14 protein-coding genes and 1 other annotated feature are annotated in these 15,610 nt (G+C 43.7%); of the genes, 4 read left to right on the top strand and 10 right to left on the bottom strand.

The features are described 5' to 3' along the window. Positions 1-63: 63 nt before the first annotated feature. Both ACYP5M_RS16355 and ACYP5M_RS16350 read right to left on the bottom strand, forming a co-directional pair. On the bottom strand, positions 64-2,805 hold the full coding sequence (locus ACYP5M_RS16355) for a GTP-binding protein (RefSeq protein ID WP_459735269.1): 2,742 nt from the start codon (positions 2,803-2,805) through the stop codon (positions 64-66). A gap of 449 nt (positions 2,806-3,254) precedes the next feature. Further along, positions 3,255-3,428, bottom strand: coding sequence for a hypothetical protein (locus tag ACYP5M_RS16350; protein ID WP_164468807.1), 174 nt, complete (start codon positions 3,426-3,428; stop codon positions 3,255-3,257). 207 nt (positions 3,429-3,635) lie between these two features. Beyond that, positions 3,636-3,882, top strand: a binding site (T-box leader). Between the two features lie 96 nt (positions 3,883-3,978). Here ACYP5M_RS16350 and brnQ point away from each other — a divergent pair. The 4 genes from brnQ to rluF all read left to right on the top strand — a co-directional run bounded on the left by brnQ (position 3,979) and on the right by rluF (position 8,252). Beyond that, a complete protein-coding gene (brnQ, locus tag ACYP5M_RS16345; RefSeq protein WP_459735268.1) occupies positions 3,979-5,310 on the top strand; it encodes a branched-chain amino acid transport system II carrier protein in 1,332 nt (443 codons plus the stop codon). Between the two features lie 122 nt (positions 5,311-5,432). Next, positions 5,433-6,365, top strand: coding sequence for an aldo/keto reductase (locus ACYP5M_RS16340; RefSeq protein WP_101224952.1), 933 nt, complete (start codon positions 5,433-5,435; stop codon positions 6,363-6,365). A gap of 165 nt (positions 6,366-6,530) precedes the next feature. Beyond that, the gene (locus ACYP5M_RS16335; RefSeq protein ID WP_434168390.1) at positions 6,531-7,430 is read left to right on the top strand and encodes a DMT family transporter; all 900 of its coding nucleotides are present in this window, start codon (positions 6,531-6,533) and stop codon (positions 7,428-7,430) included. 114 nt (positions 7,431-7,544) lie between these two features. Then, the gene (gene rluF / locus ACYP5M_RS16330; RefSeq protein ID WP_434168389.1) at positions 7,545-8,252 is read left to right on the top strand and encodes a 23S rRNA pseudouridine(2604) synthase RluF; all 708 of its coding nucleotides are present in this window, start codon (positions 7,545-7,547) and stop codon (positions 8,250-8,252) included. Between the two features lie 337 nt (positions 8,253-8,589). On the opposite strand, the gene ACYP5M_RS16325 is transcribed toward rluF, so the two are convergent. The 8 genes from ACYP5M_RS16325 to ACYP5M_RS16290 all read right to left on the bottom strand — a co-directional run bounded on the left by ACYP5M_RS16325 (position 8,590) and on the right by ACYP5M_RS16290 (position 15,437). Next, the gene (locus ACYP5M_RS16325) at positions 8,590-9,339 is read right to left on the bottom strand and encodes an ABC transporter permease (RefSeq protein ID WP_101224955.1); all 750 of its coding nucleotides are present in this window, start codon (positions 9,337-9,339) and stop codon (positions 8,590-8,592) included. Next, a complete protein-coding gene (locus tag ACYP5M_RS16320; protein WP_459735267.1) occupies positions 9,340-10,101 on the bottom strand; it encodes an ABC transporter ATP-binding protein in 762 nt (253 codons plus the stop codon). A gap of 199 nt (positions 10,102-10,300) precedes the next feature. Then, a complete protein-coding gene (locus ACYP5M_RS16315; RefSeq protein WP_101224957.1) occupies positions 10,301-10,654 on the bottom strand; it encodes a DUF1048 domain-containing protein in 354 nt (117 codons plus the stop codon). Positions 10,655-10,725: 71 nt separating this feature from the next. Continuing rightward, positions 10,726-11,046: a PadR family transcriptional regulator gene (locus ACYP5M_RS16310; RefSeq protein WP_364281491.1), complete on the bottom strand. Its 321-nt coding sequence runs from the start codon at positions 11,044-11,046 to the stop codon at positions 10,726-10,728. A 581-nt stretch (positions 11,047-11,627) separates the two neighbouring features. Further along, positions 11,628-12,596: a sugar phosphate isomerase/epimerase family protein gene (locus tag ACYP5M_RS16305; RefSeq protein WP_101224959.1), complete on the bottom strand. Its 969-nt coding sequence runs from the start codon at positions 12,594-12,596 to the stop codon at positions 11,628-11,630. A gap of 22 nt (positions 12,597-12,618) precedes the next feature. Beyond that, the gene (locus ACYP5M_RS16300; protein WP_034305944.1) at positions 12,619-13,659 is read right to left on the bottom strand and encodes a Gfo/Idh/MocA family protein; all 1,041 of its coding nucleotides are present in this window, start codon (positions 13,657-13,659) and stop codon (positions 12,619-12,621) included. 17 nt (positions 13,660-13,676) lie between these two features. Continuing rightward, positions 13,677-14,699, bottom strand: coding sequence for a Gfo/Idh/MocA family protein (locus ACYP5M_RS16295; RefSeq protein ID WP_101224960.1), 1,023 nt, complete (start codon positions 14,697-14,699; stop codon positions 13,677-13,679). Between the two features lie 18 nt (positions 14,700-14,717). Next, complete coding sequence (locus ACYP5M_RS16290; protein WP_434168386.1) at positions 14,718-15,437, bottom strand: ThuA domain-containing protein; 720 nt, start codon at positions 15,435-15,437, stop codon at positions 14,718-14,720. Positions 15,438-15,610: the final 173 nt, after the last annotated feature.

The raw sequence follows: 15,610 nt of genomic DNA, 5'->3' as shown, positions 1-15,610 counted from the left end.
TTATAGGGATATAGTCGTAAAGTCAATAGATTTTTGAATATTTGAAATGTTCCCCGTTATTTTTTATTTTCTTTGAAGCTGGGCTAGACGCTTTTTCTCAATCTTTTCAAGCCGCTCCAACTGCCTTAATTTCACTTCGAACAAAGTGATAGGGTCACGGTAAACTTCCGGATTTTGTTTCATATGCTCCAATGCAGCCTGGTAGTCTTTTATTTCAGTCTGCGTTTGCTCTATCGTTTTTTGAAGTAATGCAAATGAACCGCGATAGAAAAGGGAGATGTCACGATCCAAAGATTTTTCAAACAATCCAAATTGGGTAAGGAAACGCTCCGTGATCATTTCCGCAACATCCAGGTAATCTTCACTTTCCAGGTATTTCTTATAACGATTGTACATATTGGCTTTATTTTGCGGTATCGCCCCAAACAGCTTCCCTGCCCCTTTAAGCAGTAATTGAGATGGAGTCCTGCGCAAAAGGATATTGACGTTTTCGATGCGGATACTGCTTGTCATCCGGTCGGCATCACGGCGCCAGTCATCCAATACTCTGAAGTCGCCTGCAAGCGTAATCCGTTCTTCTTTGTATAATTCATTGAAACCGGCACTCATCTCATCCATAAACTGCTGGCTTTGTGAGAACTCCATTTGGGAACTGGCAATCCAGTCTTGAAGAGAACGGTAATATTGAGGCATGATCTTGTCAGAAATGAAGTTTTGAATCCGCTCATTCATTTCCTGATTTAACTGTACATGGACCTGACTGAAATCACTGCTTTCCGTTAACGATTTAGAGCAATCCCTCAGTAATTCAGGAATTTTTGAATAAAGCTGATTTTTCACTTCGTCCTTAAGCGAACGATACGACCTTATGATATTTTCACTTTTCTCTTTTTCCAAATCAGCCAATTGGTTGACAGCCCCATTCAGCTTGACTTCCATCTGTTCATTCCAAGAGATGGAATGCTCGCATTTCCGCTCATTGGCTGCCCGTTTTTCTAACAGATAAGATAAAGTTTTACGAATGAATGCCAGGATTTTTTCAGATCTTCTTTCCTTCCAATTATCATCTTGATAATTCGATTGAAGGAAGGCTGAAAGGTCCTTCAATTGCTGCCGGCTGTCATAATGTTTAGAGAAAGCGAATACTTTCGCATTCGGGAAATAGGCATTCACTTTATCCCATGTTTCGTCTTCCATCCGGACTGCGACCTGATCACTGTATATCGTATCCATTTTATTTAATAAGAAATGAATCGGCAGTTTCGGAGCCATCATTTGAATTTCCAATAACAGATCCCGTTCGCTGCCGGTGAAAGGCGCCCGGGCGTCAAGAACGAACATCAATCCATCACTGCCATGTAAATAGCCCTGGAAATCGGATTCCACGCTTTTTTCCCCATTGAACCCAGGAGTATCCAATAATCGGAGATGATTATTCCTTAGGTAGTCACTGATGATGGTCACATCGACAATAGTCCCGCGCTGGCGGCGTGTTTCATCCAAATCAGTTAGCTCCTCGACAACTTTGCTATCTGTATCGGTAATTTCAAGGATTTCCAAATCATCCCCATCTTTGACACTGACTAGTGACGAATGATCTTCAGCGGCAATGCTCTCACCAACGATTGACTGAATAAAGGATGTCTTGCCATTTCCTGTGCTTCCAGCAAGAAGAAGATTGAAATTCCGGGTATCCTTAAGCCCGTCTACCATCCATTTAAGCTTATTGCCAACCTTTAAATCATTATCTTCAGCCCACTGGATAATGGAATTGAACAGTTTCTCTCCCGCTTCCAGTCCGCCACCCAATTTAGGCGATTTCGAAAGCAGGCTCTCTGCGTCCTGAATGACCAACGCATTGATCGTATCCGGGAAGATTTCATTCCAGGACAACGCGGATGCCGCCGCAAACAGCGAGAGCTCCCCGTCTGCGATTTTGAGCCAGTTTTCAAGCAACCTTGGCACGACAGGACTTAATTCCTTGATTAGGTGCGTTCCTTCTAACAGACCTGCATATGCATCCCTGTAATAGACGGAAAGCTCATCCCATACATCCGCATGGTTCAATTCGATGGTATCTATCAAGTTATTAATCACTCTCAGCCATTCGAAATAAGAATCGGTATATTTATAGTTTTTCCAAAGGGCAACCGTCACCTTTTCGAAACGTTCCTGGTCGAGTGTGTATAGCGAACCAAGGACAGTTGAAAAATAATCCGGATCCATCGATTGGGCAACACCTTGCTGGATATACGTTTTCAGCACATCGAACCAGCCCATTGATTCTGTACGGATACTTTCATTCGCCGCTAATACCACCGCACTGTTCCAATCCTTTTGTTCTTCAAAAAAGGCACGTGCAATTTCCGTGACATTCGGGTAGTCCGGTTGGAACTCGACTGCTTCTTTCACGACATTGGAAGCCAGGTCATTTCTCGATTCCACTATGTACAGGGAAAACAGTTGCAAAAGAACCTCTGTTTTCAAGACCGCTTCATCCGTATCGACGGATTTATAGATATCCTCTGCGGTTGAATACATTTCCAGTTCAAAATAAGCATCAGCGATGTTTTTCTTCGCCCATGAACCAAGTTCCCCTTCTATGTTTTCCCATTTAAAAATGGCTGCCTCATAGTCATGATGCTGAAAATATACTTCTCCTTGAGCAAATCGAATTGCGGTTAAATCCGCTCTTTCCTTTTTTTGTTCCACGAGAAACATTTCACCCAAAGCTTGAATGGGGTGCTTCCTTGTATCCTCAATCATCGTTTCATAATATTTTTTTCCGATCAGACGTTCGTCCATCTTTATTCCCCCGATATATTTCATATTTTCAATTAAAGGATAATCACTGATTCTATAAGCCTTCTAGTAGACCTAACATTCAATCTATAGGTTCCTTTAGTTAAAAAATCATTTACAAAACCTTAAAATGTTATTTTAGCAAAACAATATGGTAACAACATGTCACCACTCTTACAATTTTAAAACAGAAACAATTGAAACTGTAATGTTTTTAATAAACCGATACAGAGATGTCATTTCCATATTCGAGAAAATATGTTTTTTCTAGAGATGAGCGAACCATTCTTTATCCCTCTAAATTACCAGAAGCCCACCCTTCAACTTACCTATAAACGGTAAAAAGCAAAATCCCCCTGCCTCTTCCATATAAAAAAGCAGTACCCTCATTCATAAAAGGTAACTGCTCTCTGATAAGCTCCGAACAGTACTTGTCCTTTGACAAATTAGGATTATACCCCTGTACGCTTACGTTGGTTATTCGGCTTTTTGGTCAACTGGCTTTTAAGCTGTTTCGTTTTTTTCACAACGCCTGTTTCCAGTTTATCTTTACTTGATCCCGCTTGCTTTTGAGCCAGTTTTTGTTTGACTGCATCCGCCAGGCTTAATTTTTTATTTTCAGACATACTGTTGTCTCCTTTAGTGTTCTGCCTTCTATTATAATATAGTTGCGATTAGAAAGATAATAGGGAGTTATAGCCTATTCTTGTTCAAAAAATCCTCTGGATAAAGGAAGTTTCGCTAACGAGGGACTAATTTCCTGCTCCTTTTAAAGGATTTATGATAAATTATGTTGACTTCATAATCAGAATTTGCTAAATTGTCTTTATATTATAAAATCTATGAAGAGAAAGAGTAAGATGGGAACCCTGTTCCACAGAGAGTCGACATGTGGTGGAAGTCGATGTCCAAGGCCTATCCGAAAATCATCTCTGAGATGCAAAGCTGAAAACGCAGTAGGCTTTGACGGGTTTCCGCCGTTACAATGGATCACGTATGAATTCGTACGTTGACTGAGTGCCGCAGCTTCTTTGTAGTGCGGAATATGGGTGGTATCGCGAGCACAAACTCGTCCCTGATTTTCAGGGGCGAGTTTTTTATTTGCACAAAACACTTTATTAGCCTTTTTCATGCCAGTCGGCGAGAGTTATCATTTTTAAAAAAGGAGAAATCACCATGAAAAAAACAGACACATTATTTATCGGCCTTATGCTTTTCTCAATGTTCTTCGGAGCGGGGAATCTTATATTCCCTCCATTTTTAGGAGCATCTTCAGGAACTTCATTCTGGCCGGCCATTGCCGGTTTTGTCGCCACCGGAGTCGGCCTGCCAATTTTGGTGCTTCTTGCAGTCTCACTTGTTAAGGGCGGGGCACAAACCATCGGTGCCCGTGTACATCCACTATTCAGCACGTTGTTCATGGTTGTCATCTATTTAAGCATCGGGCCGTTCCTCGCCATTCCGCGGAATGCGAATGTTGCCTATGAAATGGGCTTCAAGCCGTATCTTGGAGACTCAATGAATCAATCACTATTTCTATTCATGTTCACAACCGTATTTTTCATCATCGTTTATGCCATTTCATTGAATCCAGAAAAAATGGAAACCTTCATGGGACGCTGGATTACACCCGTTCTTCTTTTATCCATGGTCATTCTCTGTGTCGTTGGGTTCGTAAAGCTTGATGCTCCATTCCAAGCTCCAACCGAAGCATATGCTGCAGGAGCATTTTCGCAAGGGTTCATTGAAGGCTACAACACGATGGATGCTCTAGCTTCCCTGGCTTTTGGGATCGTCATCCTTACTTCAATCCAGCAAAGGGGGATTTCCGAACGAAAGCAATTGACGAGATATACAGTAAAAGCGGGTCTCATCGCTGGTGTTTTGCTTTCTTTAGTTTATATTTCCTTAGGAGTAATCGGGGCACGCATGGCAGCCGATGGTTCATTCGAAAACGGAACGGATATCCTCACTGTCGCATCGACCCTTTTACTTGGAACTGGCGGTAAGGTCCTTCTCGGCATCATTTTCACTTTAGCATGCTTCACCACCGTCGTCGGGTTGACGACTGCTTGCGGACAGTATTTCTCGAAACTTTTCCCGAAGCTGAACTATAAAACCGTCATTCTGATCGTAACAATCGTCGGTTTCATCCTTTCAAATATGGGTCTGAATCAAATTCTGAAAGTATCGGTGCCATTCCTTGTGATGGCTTATCCGTTAACGATCGTCCTGATTGTCCTGACATTCTTCAGCCGTCATTTCAAAAACCCGAAGAAGGTTTATCGCAGTGCAATGACTTTCACAGGAGTTTTCGCCTTGATGGATGGATTGAATGCTTTCGGCTTACAATTAGGACCCGTGCAAACCTTGAGTGATGTCCTTCCCCTTTCCGCCTACGGCATGGAGTGGATCATCCCTGCTCTCGTCGGTACAGCCCTTGGCGTTCTGCTCAGTCAAATCGGACAAACAGCTCCAGCTGAGGAGTTGGAAATCGAAATACTATAATAATGAAGTAAGCAGGTGATTTTACAGATCATCTGCTTATTTTGTGCACGCCTGCATTGCTTTATTTTGGAAATCGACATCCGCTTTTTGTTATGATGGGGTCAAAGGAGATGATAAGTAATATGTCTAAGCAAACCCGTATTGGTAAAACAGATCTATATGTAAATCCGATTGGCCTTGGCACGAATGCAATTGGCGGACATAACCTTTTCCCTAATCTAAGTGAGGATACAGGAAGGGATGTTTTGAGAACGGCGTTGGAAGAGGGAATCAACTTTTGGGATACAGCTTACATTTACGGTCCTGAGCGTTCAGAAGAACTTATCGGTGAAATCCTTAAAGAGAGTCGCAGACGCGATGACATAGTCCTTGCCACTAAAGGGGCACATAAATTTGTCGATGGCAACATCGTATTTGATAACTCTCCGGCTTTTCTGAAAGATGCCGTGGACTCGAGTCTAAAAAGGCTCCAAACAGACTACATCGACTTATTTTATATCCATTTCCCTGATCGCGATACTCCTAAAGATGAAGCAGTAGGTGCCTTAAAGGAATTGAAGGATGCAGGTAAAATCAAGTCAATCGGCGTCTCGAACTTTTCGTTCGAACAATTGAAGGAAGCGAATAAAGACGGCTATGTCGATGTCCTGCAATCCGAGTACAATCTATTCAAACGTGAGGCAGAACAAGACCTGCTGCCATATACAGCCGAAAATGATATTTCCTTCATTCCTTATTTCCCGCTTGCGTCCGGTCTGCTCGGCGGCAAATATAATCAGGAATCAACATTCGATGACGGCCGGGCAAAAAGTCCGCTTTTCCAAGGACAAGCCTTTGTAAGCAACCTGCAAAAAGTGGAAGAAGTACGGGCGATAGCCAACAGGAAGCATACCGAAGTTGCCGATGTCGTCCTAGCTTGGTATTTAACTCGGCACTCGATTGATGTACTCATTCCCGGAGCGAAAAAGCCAGAACAGGTCACACGCAACTTACAAGCATTGGATGTCGATTTAACCATGGACGAAATTGCCGAAATCAGTGCCATTTTCGCTTAATTATAGATGTGAAAAAGGCTGTTCAGTTTAAGCTGAACGGCCTTTTTATCCTGCTCTGCGGTTCATCCTTGTACTTAAATTAACCGTAGGCTCTCTATATTGCTTAGGTACCTCTACTTTGTTATATTTAGTGAATATTCCATAAATTAAGGAAGAGGCAGTCTTATGAAAAAATCTATTGTTATTTTATTTCTTATCTTGGCAAATTTGTTCTGGGCCGGTAATTACATTTTCGGAAAATACGTTGTGACAGAACTTTCCCCGATCCAGCTAACATTTGCGCGATGGCTAATTGCCGTTTTCTTATTGTTTCCTTTAGCGCAGTGGATTGAAAAGCCACACTGGAAGACTGTATGGAAAGCCTGGAAATTACTATTAGTTTTGGGTGTGCTCGGGATCATCAGTTATAATTTTTTCCTTTATTGGGCTTTAACCTATACAACTTCCATGAATGCCGCTCTTGTCAATTCCATGAACCCTGCCTTAATTGTTCTTTTTTCCGCTTTGCTATTAAAGGAGAAAATTTCATCCCTCCATGCACTCGGACTTATCATTTCTTTATTCGGCGTTTTATTGGTCTTGACAAAAGGACACCTTCTGGATATTTTCCAGCTCACCTATAATAAAGGCGATCTATTGATGATCCTGGCGATTCTCGTTTGGACCTTCTATTCAATAATCGGTAAAAAACTGAAAAACATTCCGATCATCTCTGCTACTGCCGTTTCCGTATTTCTCGGATTGATTCTCGTCGCTCCATTTGCCATTGGTTCGGGAATGAACCTTGAATTAAGCAGTAAAGCCATCACGGGTCTCTTATATATTGGAATCTTCCCGTCTGTCGGCTCATTTATATTCTGGAATGTTTCCCTTCGTCATATCAATGCCGGCCAGGCTGGAATTTACCTGAATCTGATTGCTGTATTTACTGCCATCCTTAGCCTGGTTTTAGGTCATGCGATTTCGCTCATCCAAATCCTCGGTGGCATCCTGGTCTTTATAGGTGTCTACCTGACAAGCAAAAAGAAAAAGGCATATCCGGCAGCTGTCACGAGGAACATGTAAAGAACATCCAGTAATTCTAACCAACGAACGCTTTCTGTCTTTTCCCCTTGTCTATGCACCATGATTTACGTTATCCTTTAAAGAAGAAAATCTGAATGTAAAGGTGTGCTTTAGTTGAGGATCAATAAATTTATCAGTGAATCCGGAATTACCTCGAGACGAGGCGCAGACAAATGGATAGCCGATGGCCGTGTGACGATTAATGGCATGGTAGCTGAGCTTGGCAGTCAAGCTGAACCCGGCGATGATGTCCGTGTCGACGGCAAGCCGATAAAAGTCGAACAGCAAAATGTCTATATTGCACTGAATAAACCGATAGGGATTACAAGTACGACCGAAAAACACATAAAAGGGAATATCGTTGATTTTGTAAATCATCCGCTTCGCATTTTTCATATCGGACGGCTGGACAAGGACTCAAGCGGTCTGATCCTTCTTACAAATGACGGAGACATCGTAAATGAAATCCTTCGTGCAGAAAACAAGCATGAAAAAGAATACATCGTAACCGTGGATAAGCCAATTACCGCGTCCTTCATTAAAGATATGTCCTCCGGAGTGGAGATTTTGGATACGAAAACACTTCCTTGCAAAGTTGAGCAGTTGACCAAATATACATTTAACATCACTTTGATGCAAGGACTGAACAGACAAATCCGCCGTATGTGCTCCGCACTGGGCTATGAAGTCCGTGATTTACATCGAATCCGGATCATGAACATCCATCTGGACGGACTGGCGAACGGACAATGGCGCGACCTGACCGAGGATGAATTGACGGAACTATTTAAGGAATTGGATTACACCCCAAGGCAAAGATGATAATGAAGATGCCCCCAGAATTCCGGGGGCATCGTTTTTTTAATTACAGAAGAATTTACAGCAATCATTTGCTTTTTAGTTTTGCGGATTTACTCGTGAGTTTTGCCGATTTACTCGTGAATGCTGCTGATTTACTCGTGAGTTTTGCACTTTCACTCGTGAATTCCACGCTTTTACTCGTGAGTTTTGCGGTTTTCTCGGAGCATGCATGGCAAACCTCGCGTTGGGTCAAGTGAATGTTTCCATGGGATGGTTGCCCAAGCGGCCTTCCATGTGATAGCAAATGCTTTCATCGCATCGGCTGACCATTGATTTGGCCAATCCCTTTATGGTGTACTTACCCTAACTGGCGTTTAAATGCTTTACTGGCGAAGAAGTAAGCGATGACCATGATGCCGACGCACCAGGCAAGCGCGATCCAAATATCGTTGCCAACAGACCCTTCATACAAGAGGGCACGAATCGCATTCACGATTGAAGTCACGGGCTGGTTCTCAGCGAACGCACGGACAATTTTAGGCATGGTTTCCGTGGGAACAAAGGCTGAACTGATAAACGGCAGGAAAATCAGCGGGTATGAGTAGGCTGTCGCCCCTTCCATAGACCCCGCTGTCAATCCGGGAATGACCGCCAGCCATGTCAGCGCTAGCGTAAACAGCCCGAGTATCCCAGCTACCGCAAGCCAATCCAGGATATCAGCGTTGGAACGGAAGCCCATCAAGAGCGCGACAAGGATAACCACCACGACAGTAAGCGCATTGGAAACAAGCGAGGTCAACACGTGAGCCCACAATACCGACGAGCGCTTGATGGGCATGGTGATGAAACGTGCCATCAGTCCGCTCTTTACATCCGTAAACAGCCGCACGGAAGTGTAAGCGACGCCGGATGCGATAGCCATCAGCAAGATTCCCGGCAATAAATAATTGACGTAGTTGTCTGTGCCTGCATCTATTGCGCCGCCAAATACGTAGACAAACAGCAGCAGCATCATAATCGGCGTAATCGCCACCGTGATAATTGTATCTGGGCTGCGCATGATGTTGCGCATTAAACGTCCTAGTAATACCCCTGTTTTACTTTTCATTTAAATTTCCTCCTTTTTGCCGATGATCGCGAGGAAAATTTCCTCCAATGTCGGCTGCTTCTCGATGTACTCCACTTTCGCTGGCGGGAACATCTCCTTGAGTTCGGTAAGGGTCCCGGTCGAGATGATTTTTCCGCCATGCAGGATGGCAATACGATCCGCCAGATGTTCGGCTTCCTCCAGGTACTGGGTCGTCAGCAAGATGGTCGTGCCTCCGCCGGCAAGCTCCTTGACGGTATCCCAGACTTCAATCCGCGCTTCGGGGTCAAGCCCTGTCGTCGGTTCGTCGAGAAAAATGACTTCTGGCGTCCCGATCAGGCTCATGGCGATGTCAAGCCGGCGCTTCATCCCGCCGGAATATTTATCCGCCCGGCGGTTGGCCGCATCGGTCAGGCTGAATCTCGCAAGCAGATTGTCGGCGACTTGAGCAGGATTGGAAACTCCCCGCAACTTGGCGATCATCATCAGGTTTTCCCGCCCGGTGAGCATACCGTCTAAAGCTGCAAACTGCCCTGTCAGGCTGATGCTCTGGCGAACATTATCCGGTTGACTCTGGACGTCAAAGCCGCAAATACCTACTGCGCCGCCATCGGCCTTCATCAGAGTCGAGAGGATATTGACCGTCGTCGTCTTGCCTGCTCCATTTGAGCCCAGCAGTGCGAAAATTTCGCCACGCCGCACCTCAAAATCCACCCCCTTTAAGACTTCATTGTCTTTAAAGGATTTTTTTAACCCTTTAACAGAAATCGCTGCATTGCTCATACTTTTTTCCTCCTTTTAATAGCGCGGCAAGGCCGCTTGTAAGTTTCGTAATTATCCGTTCGAGCGCATAGCAGAACTAGATTGCCTATTCTCCTCTATTTAGTCTGACTGATATTCTGTATTACTTACTACCGTGTTAAAAATATAACTGAATAGCGAAGGTGGCAATTCACATTTGTAACCAGCTATTCAGTCGGCATTATTTATTGAATTTATTTTTTCCCAGTCGCTTCAAGATGCTATCATTCAAATCTTCACGATACTTGGCGAAATAGGTTTTAGCATTTGCCACTAGTTCGTCGGCAAAGGACGCGACGTCATCCCCAGTGATTTCCAGCACTTGTCTGCCTTCCGCCGCACCGGCTTCGAACAACTCGATTAATTCATACTGCATGTGCAGCATATCCATCCCGTTGCCCGCTGAGAAATTCCACATGTAGTTTTGTATTTTCTTAAATACAAACTGGTAGTCCTCTGGCAAGGCTTCAACCCGTGCCATCATCATTTTATACTCTTTTTTATCACCAATCATTTTCTTGAACAATTCCATCATGTTATTTTTCCTCCTTATTGATAAAGCTGATCAAGACACTCCAAAAATAGCGTACGGAATATCTTATGAAGCTAGACTGACTTTAAGACATTGATTTTTGATGAGACAAAATCCCATTTTTCCCAAAATAATTCGAGTTCCTGGCGGCCAGCCTCATTAAGTGAGTAAAACTTTCGGGGCGGCCCCATATCTGACGGTTTCTTCTCTATGTTCACCAGTTTTTTCTTTTCTAATCGCACGAGGATGGTGTAGACCGTCCCTTCCACGACTTCAGTAAACCCAAGCTCGTTCAGGCGGCGGGTAATCTCGTAGCCATAGGTTTCATGGCGGCTGATGATTTCCAGCACGCAGCCTTCCAGCGAACCTTTCAGCATTTCAGTTAAATTTTCCATGTTCAGAGCCTCCTCTATTTTGTGACTTGTAACTTAGTTCTGAGAGGAATTTTTACTGAATAGCTTTTTGGTAATGTAATTACGCTATTTAGTATTACTTATTACAACTAAACTGTAACACCGAGTAGCAGAGGTGTCAACTCCCTTTCTTAATAACATTTTTGCAACTTCACTATTCAGTGCTGTTGGTATCCAGTGTTACTTACTATAGAGTATGCTGTAACACGTAGTAGGTGACTGTCAACTTGAATTTTTTAAAAAAACCAGCTATCTCCATTGGATACAGCTGATTTCTTTTATGAAGCCTTTACTTCCTCCTATGCTTCTTGTTTACACGTATATTAAGAAAGGCGAAAGATTTCGGTATATTGACAGTTCCAAGAGCCCGTTTAAAAGTAAGGGTGGAAAGGGTCATACATAATATGTTTGTCTCTAACACAATTGATGTGAAAAAGATAACATATTATTAATTCCTCTTTACTCGTGAAGTTTTACACTTTTACTCGTTAATTCCACTTTTTCATGAGCAACGAACAACATAAAAAGCAACCTTCGTTAGGCTGCTCGTTATCAACTCTAAATTATACCCACCATAAATCAGTTGGGCTTTCGTTTATGAGTACAGTTTTCAGATTGGTTACGGCCCGTTGGAAGCCTTCTTCAACTGACATTAGCGGATCTTCGTGTTCGATGCTGACGACGTAATCGTAACCGTATGTGCGAAGGGCACTCATGATGTCGGACCACTCTTGCAGGCTGTGGCCGCATCCTACCGAGCGAAAGTTCCAGGCACGGCTCTGGATATTTCCATATGGCTGCATGTCGGTTAACCCATACATATTGATGTTATCCTGATCCAAGTATGTGTCTTTTGCGTGGAAGTGGTAGATTGCTCCCGCTTTCCCGAGGATTTTGATGGCCCCGACTGGTTCGATGCCCTGCCACCAAAGATGGCTTGGATCAAGGTTGGCGCCTATTGCATCAGATGTAGCTTCCCGAAGTTTTAACAAGGTGTATGGTGTGTGCACAAGAAAGCCCCCATGCAGTTCAAGGCCGATTTTTATATTGTGTTCATCGGCAATGGCGGCCGCCTTTTTCCAATAGGGGATCAATTTTTCTTCCCATTGCCATTTCAGCACATCTGTATACTCATTCGGCCATGGGGCGACGGGCCAGTTTGGATATTTAGCTCCTTCGTGATCACCTGCTGTACCGGAAAAGGTATTGACGACCGGGACGTTCAGTAAGGATGCAAGCTTGATTGTTTTAATCAGTGTTTCATCACTTTCTTTAGCGAATGCTTCATCTGGAGAGATTGGATTGCCGTGGCAGCTGAATGCACTGATCGTTAACCCTCTTGTTTGAACGGATTCGAGGTATTTTTGGCGCTTTTCTTCACTTTCCAGCAGTTCATCAAGTGGACAATGGATATTCCCTGGATACCCGCCTGTACCGATTTCAACTGTTTTTAATCCGGAATCCGCGACATAATCAAGCATATCCTCGAATGATTTTTGAGCAAATAGCACTGTAAAGATCCCTAATTTCACATGCCCCACCTCACCTTTTTCATTAATTTATGCTCATGACCTTCCCACTTGCCGAGCTTTGATAAATGGCTTCGATTATTTTTGAAACTTTCATGGCTTCCGATGGTTTTACCAATGGTTCTGCCAATCCTAGGCAGCTATTAATAAAGTTCTCTGCCTGTTGCAGGTCAGGTGTATCTTCCCCTGGCATCCATACTGCTTCACTATTTAAAAGCATGCCGTGCTTAGCCTGATTCAAGACTAGAGGGAACACATCAAGTCCGCCCTGCGTTCCGGATAAACTCAAAACAGTTGCTTCTTCACGGATATTCGCGGCCCAGGATGTTTCGAATAATAGCGATGCTCCGTTGGCAAATTTGATATATGCAGTGGCATGGTCATCCACTTCAAAAACCGAGGCATCGAAATTCCCCCATAAATTGACCTGATCGACACCCTTACTGACATAATTATATGTCGAACCTACGATTTCAATCGGTTCTGGGTCATCCATCAGCCATAATGCCAAATCAAGCAAATGGCAGCCGTAATCGATCACGCTTCCTCCGCCTTGCAATTCCTTGCTTGTAAAAACTCCCCAGCCAGGGACTTTGCGTCGTCTGATTGCCTGTACACGCGCTACATACGGTTCACCGATCTCACCGGCCTGAATCATTTTTTTGGCAGCCTGAGCTTCCTTCATGAAGCGGTAATGATAAGCAGTCGATAACACTTTACCTGATATGTTTGCAGCCTCGGTTATTGCTAAACATTCCTCAGTTGTAATGGCCATCGGCTTTTCACATAACACATGAACACCCGCTTGCAGAGCAGCAATGGAAATCTCCGCATGGAACTTATTAGGCGTTGCAATCGTAACAGCATCCACTTCAGCAAACATTTCTTCATAATTGGTGAAAACCTTCTCGATATGAAATTCACGCGCCACTTCTCGCGCCTTCATTTCATCTATATCCTGAATGGCGTATAAAACCACTTTATCTTGAAATTTTTGAAAAGCTGGGATATGCCTTTTTTGGGCAATTCCGCCAGCACCGATAATACCCATTTTTAATTTGTACATGATGACTTTTAACCCCTTTATAAGCGGATGATTTTTCGGGATGCATTTGATTCCATCGCGCCAAGAATGACTTTTAATGATTTTAATCCTTCAACTCCTGAGACAAGAGGCTCCTCATTGTCCACCACACATTTTACAAAGTGGCTGATCACTTCGGAATCATGCTGTCCTTCTGAGTCATTAGTCTGGATGCTTCCTAATTGGATGGTTTCTGTCTTTCCATTATCATGATGGATGATCAGTGAGTATTTCGGATCGTCTTCAAGGCGCAATACCGCTTTTTCCGCATAAATGACCGTAGCATTGTCTTCTTTTGCATATGACCAGCTGGCGGTAAGAGTTCCGATGATACCACTCTCCGTCCGGAGGATACAGGCCGCACTGTCATCAACGTCTGTATTTTTCTTGGCAGTCGTTTCCACAAAGGCTCCCACTTCAACAAATTCTTCTCCAAGGATATACCGTAATAAATCAGCTTTATGAACGCCTAAATCGCCCATTGCACCAATGACTGCCTGATCCTTCTTAAAAAACCAGCTTTCCAGTCCGTCCACGCTCCAGGTTTCCGGCCCGGAATGTCCAAAAGCCGTCCGGAAGCTATAGACCTTCCCTAGGTCCCCGCTCTCAATAAGCTGTTTCGCTTTTTGATGAGAAGGAACAAAACGCTGATTATGACCAATCATTAGTATTTTGCCGCTTTTCGCTGCTGCTGCATTCATTTTTTCAGCGTCCACCAAAGAAGTAGCCATTGGTTTCTCACAAAGGACATGCTTACCAGCTTCCAAGGCCGCAACCGTGATGCGTGCATGCAGGTAATTCGGTGTACATACACTGATCGCTTCAATCTCCTCATTCTTCAAAAGTTCTATATAATCAGTATATGCTTGGGCGCCATACCTTTGTGCTGCTGCATTCGCCCGGTCCTGCACAATATCACAAACAGCAATGATCTCCGTTTCATGATGTGCATCATACTCCGGAAAATGCCTGTTTTTTGCGATACTCCCGCATCCAATGACTCCTACCTTCACTTTGCCCATTTTGTTCTCTCCTTCACTTCATCTCTTTGAGATGGATTCCAACGGTTCGGCTTTCCCATAGTTCGTTACGACTCCAGATTCCGGCTTGACCCAATCAACGGCATTCTTAATTACTCGTTGAATCTCCGGATTATGGAAAGTAGGATATGTTTCATGACCTGGACGGAAATAGAAAATATTCCCTTTTCCCCGCTGATACGTGCAGCCGCTTCTGAATATCTCCCCGCCTTCAAACCAACTGACGAATATCAATTGATCTGGTGCAGGAATATCAAAATGTTCCCCGTACATCTCTTCCTTCTCAAGCTCTATATATTCTCCAATTCCATTAACGATAGGATGACTGGGATCGACAACCCAAAGCCGTTCCTTTTCATCCGCGACCCGCCATTTCAAATCGCAAGTCGTGCCCATAAGCCGTTTGAAGATTTTTGAAAAATGACCGGAATGGAGGACGATGAGACCCATACCCTCGAGTACTCGCTTGTGGACCCTTGCAATGATTTCATCCTGAACTTCATCATGTGCAACATGCCCCCACCAAAGAAGTACATCGGTTCGTTCCAGCGCTTCTTCAGTTAATCCATGCTCTTCTTCATCGAGAGTAGCGGTCCTCACCTCGACCTGCTCACTTTGTAAAAAGCTAGCAATTGCACCATGGATACCATCTGGATATACTTTTGCCACTTCAGGCTTTGTTTTCTCGTGGCGATACTCATTCCATACCAGGACTCTCATGAACAACCTCCTCCATTCTAGATTCATTTCACGGCAACTTGCTTTTCATGTTTAACTATTACCTCTTTATCCATAACGCAAACGTTTGCGTTAGGTGTGATCAAAATATAAGAACATACTTATTGACTTCAGTAAGTATGAATTTTCAAAAATAATAGTGATAATCTATATTG

This window comes from Peribacillus sp. N1 (genome assembly GCF_054600815.1).
This window is presented reverse-complemented; position numbering and strand designations above follow the sequence as displayed.

Excerpts from the sequence above, each read along its gene's own strand:
- ACYP5M_RS16355 (WP_459735269.1), bottom strand. The coding sequence starts at position 2,805 with ATGGACGAACGTCTGATCGGAAAAAAATATTATGAAACGATGATTGAG.
- ACYP5M_RS16350 (WP_164468807.1), bottom strand. The coding sequence starts at position 3,428 with ATGTCTGAAAATAAAAAATTAAGCCTGGCGGATGCAGTCAAACAAAAA.
- brnQ (WP_459735268.1), top strand. The coding sequence starts at position 3,979 with ATGAAAAAAACAGACACATTATTTATCGGCCTTATGCTTTTCTCAATG.
- ACYP5M_RS16340 (WP_101224952.1), top strand. The coding sequence starts at position 5,433 with ATGTCTAAGCAAACCCGTATTGGTAAAACAGATCTATATGTAAATCCG.
- ACYP5M_RS16335 (WP_434168390.1), top strand. The coding sequence starts at position 6,531 with ATGAAAAAATCTATTGTTATTTTATTTCTTATCTTGGCAAATTTGTTC.
- ACYP5M_RS16325 (WP_101224955.1), bottom strand. The coding sequence starts at position 9,339 with ATGAAAAGTAAAACAGGGGTATTACTAGGACGTTTAATGCGCAACATC.
- ACYP5M_RS16320 (WP_459735267.1), bottom strand. The coding sequence starts at position 10,101 with ATGAGCAATGCAGCGATTTCTGTTAAAGGGTTAAAAAAATCCTTTAAA.
- ACYP5M_RS16315 (WP_101224957.1), bottom strand. The coding sequence starts at position 10,654 with ATGATGGAATTGTTCAAGAAAATGATTGGTGATAAAAAAGAGTATAAA.
- ACYP5M_RS16310 (WP_364281491.1), bottom strand. The coding sequence starts at position 11,046 with ATGGAAAATTTAACTGAAATGCTGAAAGGTTCGCTGGAAGGCTGCGTG.
- ACYP5M_RS16300 (WP_034305944.1), bottom strand. The coding sequence starts at position 13,659 with ATGTACAAATTAAAAATGGGTATTATCGGTGCTGGCGGAATTGCCCAA.
- ACYP5M_RS16295 (WP_101224960.1), bottom strand. The coding sequence starts at position 14,699 with ATGGGCAAAGTGAAGGTAGGAGTCATTGGATGCGGGAGTATCGCAAAA.
- ACYP5M_RS16290 (WP_434168386.1), bottom strand. The coding sequence starts at position 15,437 with ATGAGAGTCCTGGTATGGAATGAGTATCGCCACGAGAAAACAAAGCCT.